The sequence below is a fragment of the Salinibacterium sp. G-O1 genome, assembly GCF_030063305.1.
Taxonomy (GTDB): domain Bacteria; phylum Actinomycetota; class Actinomycetes; order Actinomycetales; family Microbacteriaceae; genus Rhodoglobus.
Genome location: NZ_JASISV010000001.1, coordinates 1,185,087 through 1,201,283, shown reverse-complemented (window position 1 = coordinate 1,201,283; position 16,197 = coordinate 1,185,087). Strand labels below are relative to the sequence as shown.

19 protein-coding genes are annotated in these 16,197 nt (G+C 65.1%); 7 read left to right on the top strand and 12 right to left on the bottom strand.

What is annotated here, in order from left to right:
- Window positions 1-963 carry a deoxyribose-phosphate aldolase gene (gene deoC / locus QMG83_RS05865; protein ID WP_283504543.1) on the bottom strand — a complete coding sequence of 321 codons (963 nt, stop codon included), beginning with the start codon at window positions 961-963 and terminating at the stop codon, window positions 1-3.
- An 87-nt stretch (window positions 964-1,050) separates the two neighbouring features.
- On the bottom strand, window positions 1,051-1,572 hold the full coding sequence (locus QMG83_RS05860) for an SRPBCC domain-containing protein (protein ID WP_283504394.1): 522 nt from the start codon (window positions 1,570-1,572) through the stop codon (window positions 1,051-1,053).
- Between the two features lie 75 nt (window positions 1,573-1,647).
- Here QMG83_RS05860 and QMG83_RS05855 point away from each other — a divergent pair, with 75 nt between their 5' ends.
- Together QMG83_RS05855 and QMG83_RS05850 are read left to right on the top strand one after the other, a co-directional pair.
- Window positions 1,648-2,037, top strand: a complete 390-nt coding sequence (locus tag QMG83_RS05855) for a DUF6264 family protein (RefSeq protein ID WP_283504393.1) — start codon at window positions 1,648-1,650, stop codon at window positions 2,035-2,037.
- Window positions 2,034-2,969, top strand: coding sequence for an ROK family protein (locus QMG83_RS05850; RefSeq protein ID WP_283504392.1), 936 nt, complete (start codon window positions 2,034-2,036; stop codon window positions 2,967-2,969). The genes QMG83_RS05855 and QMG83_RS05850 overlap by 4 nt, the downstream gene beginning before the upstream one ends.
- Here the strand turns inward: QMG83_RS05850 and QMG83_RS05845 are convergent.
- Window positions 2,966-4,201: an MFS transporter gene (locus QMG83_RS05845; protein ID WP_283504391.1), complete on the bottom strand. Its 1,236-nt coding sequence runs from the start codon at window positions 4,199-4,201 to the stop codon at window positions 2,966-2,968. The genes QMG83_RS05850 and QMG83_RS05845 overlap by 4 nt on opposite strands.
- 60 nt (window positions 4,202-4,261) lie before the next feature.
- On the opposite strand from QMG83_RS05845, the gene QMG83_RS05840 reads away from it, so the two are divergent.
- Complete coding sequence (locus QMG83_RS05840; RefSeq protein WP_283504390.1) at window positions 4,262-4,525, top strand: hypothetical protein; 264 nt, start codon at window positions 4,262-4,264, stop codon at window positions 4,523-4,525.
- Window positions 4,526-4,533: 8 nt separating this feature from the next.
- Here QMG83_RS05840 and QMG83_RS05835 read toward each other — a convergent pair whose 3' ends face one another.
- From QMG83_RS05835 to truB, 4 genes are read right to left on the bottom strand one after another with little or no spacing between them, the layout of a single operon-like run.
- Entirely contained in the window at window positions 4,534-5,478 is a 945-nt protein-coding gene (locus QMG83_RS05835; RefSeq protein WP_283504389.1) for a bifunctional riboflavin kinase/FAD synthetase, read from the bottom strand.
- A gap of 1 nt (window position 5,479) precedes the next feature.
- The gene (locus tag QMG83_RS05830) at window positions 5,480-5,905 is read right to left on the bottom strand and encodes a hypothetical protein (RefSeq protein ID WP_283504388.1); all 426 of its coding nucleotides are present in this window, start codon (window positions 5,903-5,905) and stop codon (window positions 5,480-5,482) included.
- A 39-nt stretch (window positions 5,906-5,944) separates the two neighbouring features.
- Window positions 5,945-6,313: a hypothetical protein gene (locus QMG83_RS05825; protein WP_283504387.1), complete on the bottom strand. Its 369-nt coding sequence runs from the start codon at window positions 6,311-6,313 to the stop codon at window positions 5,945-5,947.
- A complete protein-coding gene (truB, locus tag QMG83_RS05820; protein ID WP_283504386.1) occupies window positions 6,310-7,236 on the bottom strand; it encodes a tRNA pseudouridine(55) synthase TruB in 927 nt (308 codons plus the stop codon). The genes QMG83_RS05825 and truB overlap by 4 nt, the downstream gene beginning before the upstream one ends.
- Before the next feature lie 90 nt (window positions 7,237-7,326).
- Here truB and QMG83_RS05815 point away from each other — a divergent pair, with 90 nt between their 5' ends.
- Entirely contained in the window at window positions 7,327-8,328 is a 1,002-nt protein-coding gene (locus QMG83_RS05815) for a ketopantoate reductase family protein (protein ID WP_283504385.1), read from the top strand.
- Here QMG83_RS05815 and QMG83_RS05810 read toward each other — a convergent pair whose 3' ends face one another.
- Entirely contained in the window at window positions 8,329-8,970 is a 642-nt protein-coding gene (locus QMG83_RS05810) for a nucleoside/nucleotide kinase family protein (RefSeq protein ID WP_283504384.1), read from the bottom strand.
- Between the two features lie 23 nt (window positions 8,971-8,993).
- Between QMG83_RS05810 and QMG83_RS05805 the strand changes: the two genes are divergently transcribed.
- Window positions 8,994-9,860, top strand: coding sequence for an iron-sulfur binding domain-containing protein (locus tag QMG83_RS05805; protein ID WP_283504383.1), 867 nt, complete (start codon window positions 8,994-8,996; stop codon window positions 9,858-9,860).
- A gap of 173 nt (window positions 9,861-10,033) precedes the next feature.
- Entirely contained in the window at window positions 10,034-10,909 is an 876-nt protein-coding gene (locus QMG83_RS05800; protein WP_283504542.1) for an Fpg/Nei family DNA glycosylase, read from the top strand.
- Here the strand turns inward: QMG83_RS05800 and rbfA are convergent.
- From rbfA to QMG83_RS05785, 3 genes are all read right to left on the bottom strand, one after another.
- Complete coding sequence (gene rbfA, locus QMG83_RS05795) at window positions 10,898-11,374, bottom strand: 30S ribosome-binding factor RbfA (protein ID WP_283504382.1); 477 nt, start codon at window positions 11,372-11,374, stop codon at window positions 10,898-10,900. The two genes, QMG83_RS05800 and rbfA, sit on opposite strands and share 12 nt — an antisense overlap.
- A 159-nt stretch (window positions 11,375-11,533) precedes the next feature.
- Entirely contained in the window at window positions 11,534-14,314 is a 2,781-nt protein-coding gene (gene infB / locus QMG83_RS05790; protein ID WP_283504381.1) for a translation initiation factor IF-2, read from the bottom strand.
- A gap of 92 nt (window positions 14,315-14,406) precedes the next feature.
- The gene (locus QMG83_RS05785; protein WP_283504380.1) at window positions 14,407-14,694 is read right to left on the bottom strand and encodes a YlxR family protein; all 288 of its coding nucleotides are present in this window, start codon (window positions 14,692-14,694) and stop codon (window positions 14,407-14,409) included.
- A gap of 55 nt (window positions 14,695-14,749) precedes the next feature.
- On the opposite strand from QMG83_RS05785, the gene QMG83_RS05780 reads away from it, so the two are divergent.
- Window positions 14,750-15,046 carry a putative quinol monooxygenase gene (locus QMG83_RS05780; protein ID WP_283504379.1) on the top strand — a complete coding sequence of 99 codons (297 nt, stop codon included), beginning with the start codon at window positions 14,750-14,752 and terminating at the stop codon, window positions 15,044-15,046.
- A 137-nt stretch (window positions 15,047-15,183) separates the two neighbouring features.
- Here the strand turns inward: QMG83_RS05780 and nusA are convergent, their stop codons facing one another.
- Window positions 15,184-16,185, bottom strand: a complete 1,002-nt coding sequence (gene nusA / locus QMG83_RS05775) for a transcription termination factor NusA (RefSeq protein WP_283504378.1) — start codon at window positions 16,183-16,185, stop codon at window positions 15,184-15,186.
- Between the last annotated feature and the right edge of the window lie 12 nt (window positions 16,186-16,197).

Here is a 16,197-nt window from a genome sequence, read left to right as displayed (position 1 = left end):
TCAGTCCATCGTCACGTAGTCGGGGCCCGAGTAACGGCCGGTGGTCAGTTTCTGTCGCTGCAGCAGAACGTCATTGAGAAGGCTGGATGCCCCGAACCTGAAGAGGTGCGGGGTCAGCCACTCCTCGCCAACGGTTTCGGCGACGGTCACCAGGTACTTGATCGCGTCTTTCGAGGTGCGGATGCCGCCGGCGGGCTTCACCCCGATCCGTTCCCCGGTGAGGCGGTGCCAGTCGCGCACGACCTCGAGCATCAGCAGGGTGACGGGCAGGGTCGCGGCGGGCGCCACCTTCCCCGTCGAGGTCTTGATGAAGTCTCCGCCCGCGAGGATGGCGAGCCAGGAAGCCCTGCGCACGTTGTCGTAGGTGTTCAGTTCGCCGGTCTCGAGAATCACCTTGAGGTGCGCATAGGTTCCGTCTGCGCGGCGGCACGCCTCCTTTACCGCCACGATCTGGTCGAAGACCAGGCCGAAGTTGCCGGAGAGAAATGCGCCGCGGTCGATGACCATGTCGATTTCGTCGGCTCCGGCGGCGACGGCCTCAGACGTGTCTGCGATCTTGATCGCGAGCGACGAGCGTCCGCTGGGGAACGCCGTCGCCACCGCGGCCACGTTGATTCCGTTGTCGGTGCCGCGCGACCAGGCGCCGCCGAGGGCCTGGACCGCGTGAGGGACCATGTCGCCGTAGACGCAGACGGCCGCGACCCTGGGGGTCGTGGCATCCGATGGGTCGGGGTTGACGGCCTTTGCCACCAGCGATCTGACTTTTCCTGGGGTGTCAGCACCCTCGAGGGTCGTCAGGTCGATGAGCTCGATGATGGTGTCGAGGGCCCAGGCCTTCGACGTGGTCTTGATGGATCGGGTGCCCAGAGCCGCTGCTCGCTGTTCGAGGCCGACGGCGTCGACGCCAGCGAGCCCTTCGAGATGTAGCCTCAGGCTCTTCTCAGTCAGATCGCCACCGATCATGCTGAGCGCCCGTTCGGCTGGAGCCAGTGCCTTCGCCTGGAAGGTCTGGGCTGGGAGACCCTGCGTCGTTGCGTTCACCCGGTAATTCTACCCATGTGGATGACGGCGCGTCCGGGGCTTGGTTTCGGCCGGGTCGCTCTCGACCCCATCGGGGCGCGCCGAAGAGGCAGCGGCAGGGTTAATACGCAGGCTCTGCCAGTCGGCGGGATGCCCGCGAAGCAGACCGGCGAGGTAGTCGAGACTGGTGTGCCAGTCGGCCGGCGTTCTTGAGGCGAAAGCCGGTTCGATGGGCGACGCAACGTCAACGGTCAACGCTGTACTTGTGCCCCTGCTGCCGCCGGTGACCTCGATAAGACTGAACAGCATGGTTTCGCTGTCTCGGCCGGTGACCTCGAGTTGCGCGAACGGCTCGAAGCGGGTGATCCACCCCACACTCACAGTCGGCGGGTCTCTGGTCAGCCAGTGCAAAGTGAATTCACCGCCGGCCTGCGGGGTGATCGACGCCTCGGCAAGCCAGCCCGACACCAAGTCAGCATCCACGAGCGCGTCCCAGACGATACTGGGGGCGAACTCGTAGATTCGCTCGAAACGCATGCTCGATGTGGTCACTCCCTGAGCCTACGGCTCCCTACCGACCGTTGGATGGACGGGCGGCGCGTGCCCTTCAAGCCCTATGCTGTCGGGGTGAATGCCTCCCCAGACGCCCCCCGCCGCGCTGCACCGCGGGTCGTCATCGATATCGTCGTGTCGGTCGTCCTGCTCGCCTTCGGAGCGGTGCTTGCCCTGATCGTGCTCGGTTACGCGACCCTGTACAACGGCCTGACCGCCGGCTGCGGCAGGGGACCATTCGAGGGAATTCAGTGCAATGCCACGGTGCTTTCCATCACGGTCTTTGCCCTGATGGCCGTGACGATTCTCAGCTATTTTCTGGCCGTCGGCATGGTCATTGTGTCGCTGATACGTAAGAGACTCACCTTCTGGTGGCCGCTTGGCGGGGTCATCGTCATCATCGCCGCGTTCTACATCGCCACCTGGATCGCCGGAATGGTCGCACCCGCCGGAGCAGGGTCATGAGCGCCGGCGTCTTCGCGCTCGGTGTCGATCTCGGGGGCACCAAGATCGAGGCAGCACTCGTCGATCCGAGCGGCGCAGTACTTCCCGGCAGCCGATTCCGGGCACCCACCGGAAACGGATCATCGAGCGAACAACTCGCCGCGAGCGCAGAGACCGTGGTGCTTCAGTCGGTCGCCACGCTTCCGGATGGCGCGACTCTCATCGGCGTCGGCGTCGGCAGCGCAGGGCCGATCACGGTGGCGCATGGGTTGGTGTCGCCCCTCAACCTCCCACACTGGCGCGACTACCCACTTCGCGACCAGATCGCGGCCCTCGTTCCCGGTGTGCCCGTGACCCTGCGGATGGACGGCGAATGTATTGCTCTCGCCGAACACTGGGTAGGGGCAGGCCAGGGCGAATCGAACCTGATGGGGATGGTCGTCTCTACGGGCATCGGCGGGGGGCTCATCCTCGGCGGCCGGGCAATCGCGGGCCCGACCGGAAACGCCGGACACATCGGACACGTCGAGGTCGGCGGTTTCGATGATCCCTGCCTGTGCGGTGGCACCGGCTGTGTCGAGGCGATCGCGTCAGGACCCAGCACGACGGCCTGGGCCAGGCGCCAGGGCTGGGAGGGCACTTCGGGCGAAGACCTTGCCGTCAGCTATGCCGCCGGCGACCCCATCGCCGTTGCGGCGGTCGCGCGCTCAGGGCGCGCCATCGGGCAGGCCATCGCGTCATCCACGGCACTGGTCGACCTCGACCTCGTGGCGATCGGCGGGGGCTTTTCGCACGTCACCCCCGATATTTTCGACTACATCCGGGAGGCCATCGCGCTACGGTCGCCGTTCCCCTTCGTGGCGAAGGTGCGGGTTATTCCCTCCGGCCTGTCCGGGGAGGGCCCGCTCATCGGCGCAGCCGCACTCATCCATCGCTCCGATCTCGTCGCCTAACGGCCCCGGGCTTCCAACTCGTCCTCGACCATCCTCGGCCGCGCTAACGCGATAGCCGAGACCAGTGTGAACAGTGTCGTCACGCAGAGGAAGATCAGCGGGAGCACCCAGCTGTGTGTCAGGTCGTGGATGAGTCCGATCAGCAGTGGCCCCAGAGCCGCAACCCCGTAGGCGATCCCCTGCACAAAACCGCTCAGCGCGATCGAGCCCTCGTGTGATCGCGTGCGCATGTTGATGAGCAGGAGGCTGAGAGGGAACACGATCGGCCCAGCGCCGATCAGGGCGACCCAGAGCCAGGTCACCGTCGCAGGGGCGAGCAGGAGCCCGAGATATCCCGAGACAAAGCAGCCAGCAGCCCCGAGCAGCACCCACGCAACGTTCTTCACGCGTGCGACCAGCACTGGCGCGATCAGGCCAAGCGGAAGCCCCATAATCCCAAACAACGCCAGGAGCGCCCCGGCCTGCGCTGGGGTGGAGCTGGCAGTGCTGACAAGAATTTCGGGCAGCCACGCAAACATCGCGTAGACGTTGAGAGCCGTAATTGCGAACGCTAAAGCGAGGGCCCGGGCGACGGCGGAGTGACGCATCTGCCCGAGAAGCGCTGGCTCTGCAACAGACAGAGGGCCCTCTGCCTCCGCACGCCGGTTGGTGCCCCGGTGCTGGGCCAGAACGACGAGCCACGGCACGAGTGCCCCCACGGCCAGCAGCGCCCACACACCCACGGCAGGTCGCCAGCCGAACGATGCCGCCATCGGCGCCGCGATCAACGGGGGAACGGAGGCGCTCACCGCCATGAGCGTCACGTAGATACCCGTGAATAGCCCAACCCGATCCGGGAAGTATTTCCTGATCACAGGGGGCAACAGGATATTCGCAAACCCCATACCCGCCATGACCAGCACACTTCCGGCGACGAGCATGGGGTACGAGAAAGCTGTGGCGCGCACGATCGGGCCAAGAACCATCCCGGTACAGGCAACGACCAGCGTGGCCTCAAGACCGATGCGTCTCGCGATCATGGGAGTGATGAATCCGGATGCCGCGAACGCGAGTGGCGCGAGCATGCCGAGCAGTCCGATTCCGGTGCTGCCGAGCGGGATGTCGTCGGACACCAGGGAAAGAATCGGGGCAAGAACCGCCACTGCCGTACGCAGGTTGAGGGCCAGCAGGATGATTCCGATGACTGCTGCCGTCCTGCCCAGCCACAACGGGCGGGCAAGCGATGTCGTCACCGTCCGAGTCTACGATGGGGCGTGCCGGCACTTCGGTCGGCCAGCGAGGAAGAGTGAACTATGGCTGGATTCGACCTGGGCGGTATCGGCGACATGGCAGGCGGACTCCTGTCCGGCAAGGGCCTCGACATGGCTGCGGCACAGCCCCTGTGGGAGCAGGTTCAACCGAAGCTGAAGGGACTGCCCACCGACGACATCCTCGACAACATCGCGAACTGGGCGAAGGGTCTCAATCTGCCCCTCGTCGACAAGATCCCGGCCAACGTCATCGACGACATCAAGAACGGCGTGAAGGTACCGCTGAACAAGCTGCTGAAAGGCTGATCCCGGGCTCAGCGCCTCGGGGCCACCCCGAGCACTGACCTGACGTGTAGTTCGTCGTCCGCCATGCGGTCGATGAGTTCGGCCACGTCGTCGAACTTGAGCATGCCGCGCACAAACTCAACAAACGAGATCTCGGCGATTTGGTCGTACATGTCGACGTCAACGTCGAGCGCGTACGCCTCGACCTGCTTCTCGGGCACCCCATCGAACGTGGGGTTGTTGCCAACAGATACCGCCGCCGGGTACGTGTTGCCACCGACGGTGAGCCAGGCCGCGTACACACCGTCAGCGGGCACCAGGCCCTCGATCTGACGGGCCAGGTTGGCGGTCGGATATCCGAGCGCTCGACCGCGTTGGGCGCCGTGAACAACGACAGCCCGGACGCTGTGGAGCGCACCGAGCAGCTGGGCCGCCTCCGCGACCCTGCCAGCAAGAATGAGCTCGCGCACAGCGGTGGACGACACCCGGCGAGACCCGTCGTAGTCAATGTCGTCGATGACCATCACGTCGATCCCGTGTGTACGGCCGAATTCCCTCAGGGTATCCGCCGTGCCCGTGCCACCATGCCCGAACCTGAAGTCGTTTCCGACCAGCACGAGCGATGCGTGAAGTGCGTCAACGAGAATCCGCTGCATGAATTCTGATGCCGGCATCGCGCTGAACTTCTCGTCGAACGTGGCGAGCCACGTCGCATCCACACCGGCAGCCGCCAGCGATTCAACCTTCTGGGCATTACTCGCCACCGCCGGGGGGCACGCCTCGGGGCGAAGCAGACTGAGCGGGTTGCGATCGAAAGTCAGGACCGTGCCGGTAAGGCCTCGTTCGTGGGCGAGAGTGAGCAGCTTTGCCACCACAGCGCGGTGACCGAGGTGCATGCCGTCGAACTTGCCGATCGTCACCGCACTCGGCCCAAAATTCGCCGGGATGTCCGCCGAGGAAAAGAAGGTTTGCATCTCAGCTCTGGGCACTCGGGACGGTGTCCACCGGACGCAATCGGTACAACCAGAGCATCCCGAGGATCGGAAGGACGAGGGGGATGAAGAGGTAGCCCCGGCCGAAGAACGACCACACCGTATCTGCCGGGAAGAGCACGGGGTCGATGACGCTCAGCGTGCCCACCAGGAGCACGCCCACGAGTTCGAAAATGATGGTGATCCAGGCGATGCGATACCAGGTGTCACCTTTTCGCAGCAGCGCCACGGTTGCGAGGATGTAGACGAGGCCAGCCAACGCACTCAACAGGTAGGCGATCGGTGCAACGTCGAATTTCCCGACGATCTGAACGAACGACCGAGCCGTTGCCGCGAGCGCGAGGATCGCGTAAACGGCGATGAGTACCCGCCCTACCCCGACCGCGCGAGAAGATCCGTTGTTAGCCATATCGACTCAACTTTAGGCGAAAGACGCCCACGCTCTCGCTCACGCGACCTGCACGAACCAGATCTGGCCCATCCTGACCAGCATGACGGCGACGGCGAGACAGGCCACCCCGAGAATGACGGTGCTCCAGCGGTTTCGGTCGATCAGGGCCCACACGATCGCGGCCGGTGGAATGAGCACCGCAGACACGAGATAGACCCAGAATTCGAGCCCGCTGCCGGTAGGTAAATTGCCGGTGGCGGGCGCCACGAGGGAGACAACGAGTTGGGCGATCAACAGGATTCCCACCAGCAGGGTCGCGCCCAGGGTGTAGTCGTTGGGGGTGCGACCGGCCAGGCCGAGCACGATACACCCCAGCCCCACAATGATCGCCACGGCGACCTGCACGTTCTCGAACCACTCGATCATTCGCTCGCCGTCTCTGTCGCCGCCGGGGGGAGGTCTGGTGGGAAGTTGACGAGCACGTGTGCCCTGCCGTCGATGTTCTCCACTAGACCGATGAGCCGGCCTTCCGGAGACACCGCCGCGATCGGCCCTGGCGAGTCGACGCTCAGCGAAATCCGCTTGCCATGCGCCAGGTCGATTGCCTCCTGAGCCGTCAGGTCAGCGCGGTCGAAGAGGGCAGAGGCGACCTCAGCGGGGTCGAGCATCGTCTGGGCAAGGTCGGCCTCGATACCGGATGCCTCCCCCACGGTGAAGGGACCGATGCGCGTTCTGCGCAGCGCCGTGAGATGCCCGCCCACACCGAGTGCGGCACCAAGATCGCGCGCGAGGGCCCGGATGTACGTCCCAGTGGAGCATTCCACCCGGACATCCAGATCGAGCCACTCCCCCCGCCTCGTGGCGATCACCTCGAACGCGCCGATGGTGACCGGCCTTTCGGCGAGCACAACCTCCTCGCCCTCCCTGGCCAGCGCGTACGCGCGCTTACCGCCCACCTTGATGGCGCTCACCGAGCTCGGCCGCTGCAGGATAGGCCCGGTAAGGGCGAGCACACCGGACGCGATCTCGGTGTCGGTGACCGCGGCGAGGGTCGCGGCATCCACCGGCTCGCCGACCTGACCGTCCGCGTCATCGGTGTTCGAGTCTGCCCCCAATCGGATGGTGGCGGTGTATTCCTTGTCGAGTCCGACCACCCAGGTCAGCAGCCTCGTGGAGTTGTTAACACCGAGCACCAGCAGGCCCGTCGCCATCGGGTCGAGCGTTCCCGCATGGCCGACCTTGCGGGTGCCGATCGACTTCCTGGCACGGGCCACCACGTCGTGGCTGGTGATGCCCTGCGGTTTGTCGACCAGAACGATGCCACTGGTGGGATTGCTGGGCGGTTTCACGCGTTCTCCGCGGCGATGAACATCACCCGTTCAGGTTACCGTCTGGTTGCTGCGTCACCGCCGGGGTGTGCGGCCGCCTAGGATCTGAGGATGAGAGTAGCCGTCATCGGATCCGGGGCCGTTGGCGGAGCGATTGCTGCCATGCTCGCACGAGCCGGCCACGACGTTGAGGTGACGGCGCGCGGCGACAATCTGGATGCGATTCGAGAAGGCGGCATTCGACTGACGGGCGCCTGGGGCGACTACACCGCCATGGTTCTCGCGAATGAGTTGATGACACGCGGCGCCGAACTGGTCATCGTGGCCACCAAGGCCCAGGATGCGCCAGCGGCCATTGCCGCCAATTCCAGGATGCTGCGTGGCGTTCCCGTCGTCGTGATTCAGAACGGCCTCGAGGGCATGGCCACCGCCCGGAAGGCATCCCCGCGCTCAGACATCGTCGGTGGGCTTGCAACCTTCGCAACCTCGTACCTGACCCCCGGCGAGATCTGCGTCACCACGGCCGGCCCGACCTATCTCGGCGTGGCGGCAGGTGTCAGCGATGTGCCAGCGCGCTACGCGGCCAAGATCCTCGCCGAGGTGATGCCGACCACGGTGGTGGCCAACTTCGTGGGCGCCCAGTGGACCAAGCTCGTGATCAACCAGGTCAATGCGCTGCCGGCGATCACCGGGCTGAGCGTGCAGGCGGTGATCAAGAATCCCCAGCTGAGGCGCATCATGACCGCGAGCATGCGTGAAAATGTGCGCGTCGCGGGAACGAGTGGCGTGCGATTCGAGAAGCTTCAGGGGCTCTCCCGCCGGGGGCTTCGCCTCTTCTCACACCTGCCGCTGTGGCTCGGACAGCTGCTGCCGATGCTCATGAGTGCACGCGTCGGGGCGACCCCCAACCCTGGGTCCACCCTGCAAAGCATCCGGCGGGGGCAGCCCACCGAAATTGACTATCTCAACGGTGCGGTCGTGAACGCGGCGAAGGCGCTCGGGCGCACCGCACCCATCAACGCTGCGCTGACCGCCATGGTGCACGACGTCGAGTCGAGCGGTGTGTTTCTCTCGCCCGCTCAGGTCGTCGAACGCAGCCAGCAGCCGTCGTAGCTAGCAGCTGTCCGCAAAAACCCTGCGGGGCAGCTCAGGAATCGAGTTATCGACGATCGCGGTCGCCCGTGTTCGCGGGCTGGACTCGGCAGAGTACAGGGCATGTGCCCCCTCGATCTGCGGGTTGTTGCTGGAGCCAACACCCGACTCGAGCCAGACCGAGAAGTTCCACAGGCCCCGCAGCTCTGGGCGATTCAGGAAGGCCCCGTCGACGATCAGCGTGGCATCCCTCGGCCCGGTCTGCCACTTCATCTCGACCGGGGCGTCGCGTTCCACATCGAACGCCGCCGTGACAAAGCCGGTGCTGCCACCCAGCCTGAACGGACCGACCAGCACGCGGCGAAACAGGTCGTAGTCGAACGAGTCACGGTAGAAGCCGTCGACAGAATCGGCCGCGCGCGCGGTGCTGGCTTCGTGGGAACGACGGAAGTGGTCGATGGATGCGCGAAAGACCGAATGCCCACCCCTGCCCATTCGCGTCGCAAGCGCATCGGCGAACGTCGACGTGCCGGCACCGGCGGTGCCGTCGATCGCCAACAGCGTCCGGCCCCTGCCGTAGTTGTGAAGGAACTCATCTGACAGCGAGTCGAGCAGGTCGCGGCGCGCGGTCGCCGCCGAAGGAAGCGGGATTGGCTCTGCCATGGCATCCAGTCTAGGTTTGCCGAGTGAGCATCGCCGGCGCCGTGAATGACTGGTTTCTCGACAACCAGCGCGACCTGCCATGGCGGCGCGAGGGATTCGGGGCGTGGGGCATCCTCGTCAGCGAAATCATGCTGCAGCAGACTCCGGTGGCACGCGTCATTCCGCGACTGGAGCAGTGGCTTGAGCGGTGGCCGACCCCGACCGCGCTCGCCTCATCGCCTCCCGGTGACGCCGTTCGCGCCTGGGAGCGGCTCGGATATCCGCGTCGCGCACTGCGGCTGCACGCCGCGGCGGTGGTCATCACCGAGGAGCACGGCGGCGAGGTTCCTTCCGAGGTTGAGAAACTGCTGACGTTGCCGGGCATCGGTGACTACACAGCGCGGGCCGTCGCCGCGTTCGCGTTCGGCCTGCGGCATCCTGTGGTCGACACCAACGTGCGGCGGGTGATCGCGCGAGCCGTTCTCGGCCAGGGCGAGGCGGGGCCGGCATCGACCCGCAGGGACCTCGCAGCCATGGAGACCCTGCTCCCCCGTGACGAGGCCGCCGCCCGCCTCTTCAACGCGGGGATGATGGAACTGGGCGCCCTGGTGTGCACGGCACGCGCGCCCAAGTGTGCCGACTGCCCGATCGCCGACAGCTGCGCTTGGCGCGCCGCCGGCTATCCCGCGTACAGCGGACCGCGCGCTGCGGTCCAGGCGGCGTTCGGTGGCAGTGACCGTCAAGTGCGCGGGCTCATCCTTGCCGAGCTCCGCGGGAGCGACATCCCGGTCTCCGACAGTGAGATCGAGGGCCTGTGGCCGGATGCGACGCAACTCGCGCGCGCCCTCGCCAGCCTTCGGGCCGACGGCCTCGTGGTCGCCGACGGGCTCGGCGCCTACGAGCTGCCCTGACGCATTCCCGCGCGCATTCCGATGGAAATTCAGGAAACCGCGTCGGGAAGCTCGCCAGACGCGCGTGAGGGAGTTGTTCCCGGCGCGATTTCCTGAATTTCCAATGGGGAGAGGGCGGACGGGGCGGCAGGCGGGGTGGACGGATGACGGCTGTGCCGCGCACACTGGGGAACATGCCGGAACTTCCCGAGGTGCATGCACTCGTGAATGACCTCAGCCCGCGTCTGTCTGGGCGGGTGGTGGCCAGCTTCGACGTGGTCTCGTTCGCCGCACTGAAGACGTTCGACCCGCAGGTCTCCAGCCTCGCCGGGCGCACGGTCGGGCCCATCACCCGCCACGGAAAATATCTCGACATCGCCTTCGACGGTGTCGACCACGACAGGCTTCATCTGCTCATTCATCTGGCCCGCGCTGGCTGGATCCGCTGGCGCGACTCCGCACCGAAGCCGTCCACGGCGCCTGGGCGGGGCCCACTGGCCGCTCGGCTTGTGCTTGACGACGGCTCCGGCGTCGACATCACGGAGGCCGGGACGAAGAAATCGCTCGCGATCCACCTCGTGCGGGATGCGGCCGAGGTCCCCAGAGTCGCGAGCCTTGGCCCGGATCCGCTCGGCCCGGATTTTACCGAGAGTGTTCTTGCAGGCATCCTGGCGGGCGCCGGCCGTACGCAGATCAAGGGCTTGCTGCGCAACCAGGCCATCATCGCCGGCATCGGCAACGCGTACTCCGACGAGATTCTGCACACGGCCCGGATGTCGCCGTTTGCGCCGGCATCGATGGGTCCAGGCGAGGTTTCCCGCCTCTATGCCGCGATCCAGTCCACTCTGAGGGACGCCATCGCGCGCGCGGATGGTCTCGCGCCGTCAGAGCTCAAGCAGGAGAAGAAATCGCACCTGCAGGTTCACGGCAGAGCAGGGCAGCAATGCCCGGTCTGCGGAGACGTCGTGCGCCAGGTGCGCTTCGCCGACTCCAGTCTCGAGTACTGCGCAACGTGCCAGACGGGCGGCAAACCTCTCGCCGACCGCGTGCTGTCGCGACTACTTAAGTGACTCGGCCTCGTCCTCGTCATCGAAGTTGTCCTCATCCTCGATGATGGCCCTCGGCTTGACATAAGGATCTTCGTCGCCGGCGTACGTCGCCGTCTTCTTCTGCGTCTCCACCGCCGCGTCGCGCGCTGCGGCCTCGGCCAGCAGTGACTCGATGAGGGCGGCGTTCTCCGGGATCCCATCGGGGATGAACTCGAGGCTCGGGGTGAGACGAGCCGTGAGGTTCTTGCCCAGTTCGCTGCGCAGCATTCCGGTGGCCGATTTCAGCGCAGCGGCGCTGTCGAGGCGCTCCTCGTCGGTGCCGTACACGGTGTAGAAGACCGAAGCGTGCTGCAGGTCCCCCGTCACCTTGACGTCGGTGATGGTGACAAACCCCATGCGAGGATCTTTGAGCCCTCGCTCGAGTGTCTTGGCAACGATGACCTGGATGCGGTCCGCCATTTTCGCGGCGCGAGCTGCGTCAACCATGAGATTCCTCTACTTTCCTTCACCAACGGGACTACTCCCAGCGTAGAGGCGGGGAGGGATTTCGATTCCGGGCCGCAAGCTGGGTCTGGCAGCGCCGCCCGAAGGGCCGGCGCCGGGAGCGGCCCGGAATCGAAATCCCGGACCGCCTCCACCACGGGGCTAGACCCGCGGCTTTTCCTTCATTTCGATCGTCTCGATCTCGTCACCGATCTGGATGTCGTTGAACTTGCCAAGGCCGATTCCGGCCTCGAAGTCCGTACGAACCTCGGTGACGTCATCCTTGAAGCGACGCAGTGATTCGATGGCGAGGTTATCGCCGACGACCACACCGTCACGGATGACGCGAGCCTTCGCGTTCCTGGTGATGATTCCGGAGCGCACGATGACACCGGCGACGTTTCCGAACTTGGAGGAACGGAACACCTCGCGGATCTCGGCAACACCAGACTGCACTTCTTCGAACTCGGGCTTGAGCATGCCCTTGAGGGAGCTTTCGATCTCCTCGAGCGCCGCGTAGATGACCGAGTAGAAACGCACATCCACACCTTCACGCTGCGCACGTTCGCGCGCCTTCGTGTCTGGTCGCACGTTGAACCCGATGATGATCGCGTTGTCGATGGTCGCGAGGTTGACGTCGCTCTCGGTAACAGCACCGACACCGCGGTGGATGATCCGCAGCTGCACGCTGTCGTCGACCTCGATCTTGAGCAGCGAATCTTCCAGCGCCTCGACGGCACCGGAAACGTCACCCTTGATGATGAGGTTGAGCGATTCGACCTTGCCGTCTTCGAGCGCCTTGGTGAAGTCTTCGAGGCTGATGCGCTTGCGGGCCTTGGCCAGCAGCGCGTTCCTCTCGACGGCTTCACGCTTCTCAGCGATCTGACGAGCCGTGCGGTCTTCCTCGGTGACGATGAAGGTATCGCCGGCACGAGGAACACTCGAAAGCCCCTGTACCTGAACGGGACGCGACGGGAATGCCTCGAGCACGGGATCGCCGTTCTCGTCCATCATCGCGCGAACGCGGCCATGGGCCGTTCCGGCGACGATGGAGTCACCGACTCGCAGCGTTCCCGACTGGATCAGCACTGTAGCAACAGCACCGCGACCCTTGTCGAGCTTCGCCTCAATGGCGACACCACGGGCATCCTTGTTCGGGTTGGAGCGAAGGTCGAGCCCGGCATCCGCCGTCAGGAGTACGGCGTCAAGCAACCTGTCGATACCGACGTTGTTCAGCGCGGAGACGTCGATGAACATCGTGTCTCCTCCGTACTCTTCCGCGATGAGACCGAATTCGGTGAGCTGCTGGCGCACCTTTGCCGGGTTCGCCCCAGGCTTGTCGACCTTGTTCACTGCGACAACGATCGGAACGCCCGCTGCCTGCGCGTGGTTGAGTGCTTCCACGGTCTGCGGCATGATTCCGTCGTCCGCGGCAACCACCAGGATCGCGAGGTCGGTGACCTGCGCACCACGAGCACGCATGGCGGTGAACGCCTCGTGGCCCGGGGTGTCGATGAAGGTGATGGCGCGCTCGAAGCCCTCGTGCTCGGTCCACACCTGGTAGGCACCGATGTGCTGGGTGATGCCACCGGCCTCACCTGCTACAACGTTCGCCTGACGGATCGCGTCGAGCAGCTTGGTCTTACCGTGGTCGACGTGACCCATGACGGTGACGACGGGCGGACGGATCTCAAGATCCTCGTCGGTCTCGTCTTCAAGCTCCTGGTCGAGGTCGAGGTCGAAGCCTGCGAGAAGCTCGCGGTCCTCATCCTCGGGCGAAACCATTTCGATCTTGTAGTTGAGTTCGCCCGCGAGAATCTCGAAGGTGCCCTCATCGAGCGACTCGGTGGCCGTGGCCATCTGTCCGAGGTGGAAGAGAGCCGTCACCAGGGCGCCCGGCTGAACCGAGTATCCGGTTATCGTCTCCAGCTTGTCGGCCAGATCCGAAATGGATGCACCGCGACGCAGGCGGATGACAGTCTTGCCGTCTCCACGAGGAACGCTGACGCCGCCCAGCGACGGAGCCTCCCTCAGCTCAAATTCGGCGCGCTTCGTGCGCTTCGACTTGCGAGCCTTGCTCTTGCCGCCACCGCGACCGAAAGCACCAGCGGTTCCACCACCGGGGCCGCGGCCGCGGCCGCCAGCACCACCCGCGGGCGGGCGGTTCGGGCCGAAGTTGTTGGCGGGAGCGCCACCGGGAGCGCCACCGGGACGGAATCCGCCGGCACCGGCCGGGCGGGGTCCGCCGGGACGCTGCTGGAAGTTTCCACCGGGACCACCCGGACGCTGGCCGAAGCCGCCGGGACGTGCTCCCTGGCCCGGTCCGCCGGGACGAGGAGCTCCCGGACGCGGAACCGCACCTGGTGCGCTCGCGCGGCCCATGCCCTGGTTCGACGCAAAAGGATTGTTGCCCGGACGCGGGATGCCGGGGCGAGACATGCCCTGGTTCGACGCGAACGGGTTGTTTCCGGGGCGAGGTTGCCCCGGACGCGGAATGCCAGACGGGGTCGGCGCTGCTGCACCGGGGGTCGCATCCGTTGCCGGGGCCGACTGGCCCGCAGCCTCAGCGGCCTGAGCCTGCGCCTGCTCCGCGGCGTGCGCCTCGGCCTGCGCCTGGCGCTCTGCCACGGTCAGCGGCGGTGCGGCCGGAGCCGGAACGTCGTGATCGGGCTCGGCAACCACAACGGGTTCGGGAGCTGGCGGGGCCGGGTTGAAGGGCTTCGGTGCGGCCTTGGGGGCCGCCTTAGCCTTCGGAGCCTCGGCAACAGCGGGCTTCACACCGTCGGCCAGCAACGCAGCCTTCAGCTTGCGTGCAACCGGCGGTTCAATGCTGGATGAGGGGCCCTTGACGAATTCGCCCATCTCTTTGAGCTTCGCAAGGGCAATCTTGCTATCGATGCCGAGTTCGGCAGCGACTTCGTGTACACGTGGTTTGGCAGCCACAATTCTCCTGTCTGGGTCTGCACCCGGACAGGGGCAGACCTAATTACGGACGGAACTCATTTCGAGCCGCTCATTAGTTGTCCATAGGTCAATCAGCCTTTTGGTTGGGGAATCTCGGATGAGACGCCGACTGTTTCTTGCTGCACCAATTCGGTGAGGTGGCGTAGATCCAATGCCTCGGTCACCCGCAACGCCCGACCGAAAACTCTGCGCCGTGAAGCGCTTTCGACACACGTGATTGTGGGATGAACCCAGGCGCCTCGACCTGGAAGTGTCGCGGACGGATCCGGAACCACTTCGCCATTTCGCGCGACAACCCTCAGCAAAGAGGATCTGTCGGAGCGGGAACGGCAGCCGAGACAGGTTCTAACGTTGTCCATCTTACGCCCTCCTTCGAAGCCGAACACCGACCGGCGCCGATATACGCTAACCAGTATGACGAAAAGCCTTTACGCCGAGTTCACGGCGATGCCGGGCAAAGAAGACCAGGTTCGCGCAATTCTCCAGATCCTGGCAGCCGAAGTGCGCACTGAGCCGGGCAACATCGTCTTCCAGCCGTTCACCCTCTCAACTGACCCGCGTCGGTTCTTCGTGTTCGAAGAGTATGTCGATGACGCCGCCTTCGCGACGCACATCGCCGCGGAGTACGGCGCGCGATTCAACGCACAGCTCGTCGACCTCATCGAAGGTTCGGGCTCCGAGCTCACCTGGCTGAACAGCATCGAAGACTAGGCACGACAATCCTCTTCGAGAATTGCGGTGCTGGTCGATCAATCCTCTTCGAGAATTGCGGTGCCGGTCGATCAATCCTCTTCGAGGATTGCGGTGCTGGTCGATCAATCCTCTTCGAGGATTGCGGTGCCGGTCGATCAATCCTCTTCGAGGATTGAATCTGGCTGGATGTCGATACGCGCGCCCGTGAGCTTTGCGGCGAGGCGGGCATTCTGGCCCTCCTTGCCGATGGCGAGCGACAGCTGGTAGTCCGGCACCAGGGCCCGCACGGCCTTGGTCGCCTGATCGATGATGAAAGAGCTCGTGACCTTGGCGGGCGAGAGCGCGTTGGCGACGAATGTTGCCAGGTTCTCGGAGTAGTCGACAATGTCGATTTTCTCGTTGTTGAGCTCAGTCGTCACGGCCCGAACACGCTGGCCGAGTTCGCCGATGCAGGCGCCCTTCGCGTTGACGCCGGGCTCCATGGCCCGCACCGCCATCTTCGTGCGATGACCGGCCTCACGGGCGAGGGAAGTGATCTCGACGATTCCGCTGGCGATCTCCGGAACTTCGAGCGCGAAGAGCTTGCGTACGAGTGCAGGATGCGTGCGGCTCACGGTGATCTGCGGGCCCTTGAGCCCCTTGCTCACCGAGGTGACGTAGACGCGGATGCGACGGCCGTGCGAGTAGTCCTCGCCGGGCACCTGCTCCTCGGGAGGGAGGATCGCCTCGATGGTTCCAAGGTCGACATGGATCATGCGCGGGTTTGGCCCCTGCTGGATGACGCCGGCGACGATGTCACCCTCACGACCTTTGAATTCGCCGAGAACCTTGTCGTCCCCGATATCACGAAGCCTCTGGTTGATGACCTGCTTGGCAGCAAATGCTGCGATCCGGCCGAAGTCGGTCGGGCTGTCTTCCGCCTCGCCGATGACCGCCCCTTCGTCATCGATCTCCGGAACGAAGATGCTGACCTTGCCGGTCTTGCGGTCGAGTACGACCCTCGCCCTGGGTTCGGCCGTCGCGTGGTCGGAATCGGGTTCGTCAATGTGTTTGAGGTAGGCCGTCAGGATGGCCTGCTCGATGATCTGCACGAGTTCCTCGAAGGGAATCTCGCGCTCGCGCTCCATAAGGCGCAGTACGCTCAGGTCGATGTCCACTGAGGGCCTCCG

Bases quoted from the DNA above. Each gene is read 5' to 3' on its own strand.
- deoC (WP_283504543.1), bottom strand. From the start codon at position 963: ATGATCGGTGGCGATCTGACTGAGAAGAGCCTGAGGCTACATCTCGAA.
- QMG83_RS05850 (WP_283504392.1), top strand. From the start codon at position 2,034: ATGAGCGCCGGCGTCTTCGCGCTCGGTGTCGATCTCGGGGGCACCAAG.
- QMG83_RS05840 (WP_283504390.1), top strand. From the start codon at position 4,262: ATGGCTGGATTCGACCTGGGCGGTATCGGCGACATGGCAGGCGGACTC.
- QMG83_RS05835 (WP_283504389.1), bottom strand. From the start codon at position 5,478: ATGCAAACCTTCTTTTCCTCGGCGGACATCCCGGCGAATTTTGGGCCG.
- QMG83_RS05830 (WP_283504388.1), bottom strand. From the start codon at position 5,905: ATGGCTAACAACGGATCTTCTCGCGCGGTCGGGGTAGGGCGGGTACTC.
- QMG83_RS05825 (WP_283504387.1), bottom strand. From the start codon at position 6,313: ATGATCGAGTGGTTCGAGAACGTGCAGGTCGCCGTGGCGATCATTGTG.
- QMG83_RS05815 (WP_283504385.1), top strand. From the start codon at position 7,327: ATGAGAGTAGCCGTCATCGGATCCGGGGCCGTTGGCGGAGCGATTGCT.
- QMG83_RS05810 (WP_283504384.1), bottom strand. From the start codon at position 8,970: ATGGCAGAGCCAATCCCGCTTCCTTCGGCGGCGACCGCGCGCCGCGAC.
- QMG83_RS05800 (WP_283504542.1), top strand. From the start codon at position 10,034: ATGCCGGAACTTCCCGAGGTGCATGCACTCGTGAATGACCTCAGCCCG.
- rbfA (WP_283504382.1), bottom strand. From the start codon at position 11,374: ATGGTTGACGCAGCTCGCGCCGCGAAAATGGCGGACCGCATCCAGGTC.
- QMG83_RS05785 (WP_283504380.1), bottom strand. From the start codon at position 14,694: ATGGACAACGTTAGAACCTGTCTCGGCTGCCGTTCCCGCTCCGACAGA.
- QMG83_RS05780 (WP_283504379.1), top strand. From the start codon at position 14,750: ATGACGAAAAGCCTTTACGCCGAGTTCACGGCGATGCCGGGCAAAGAA.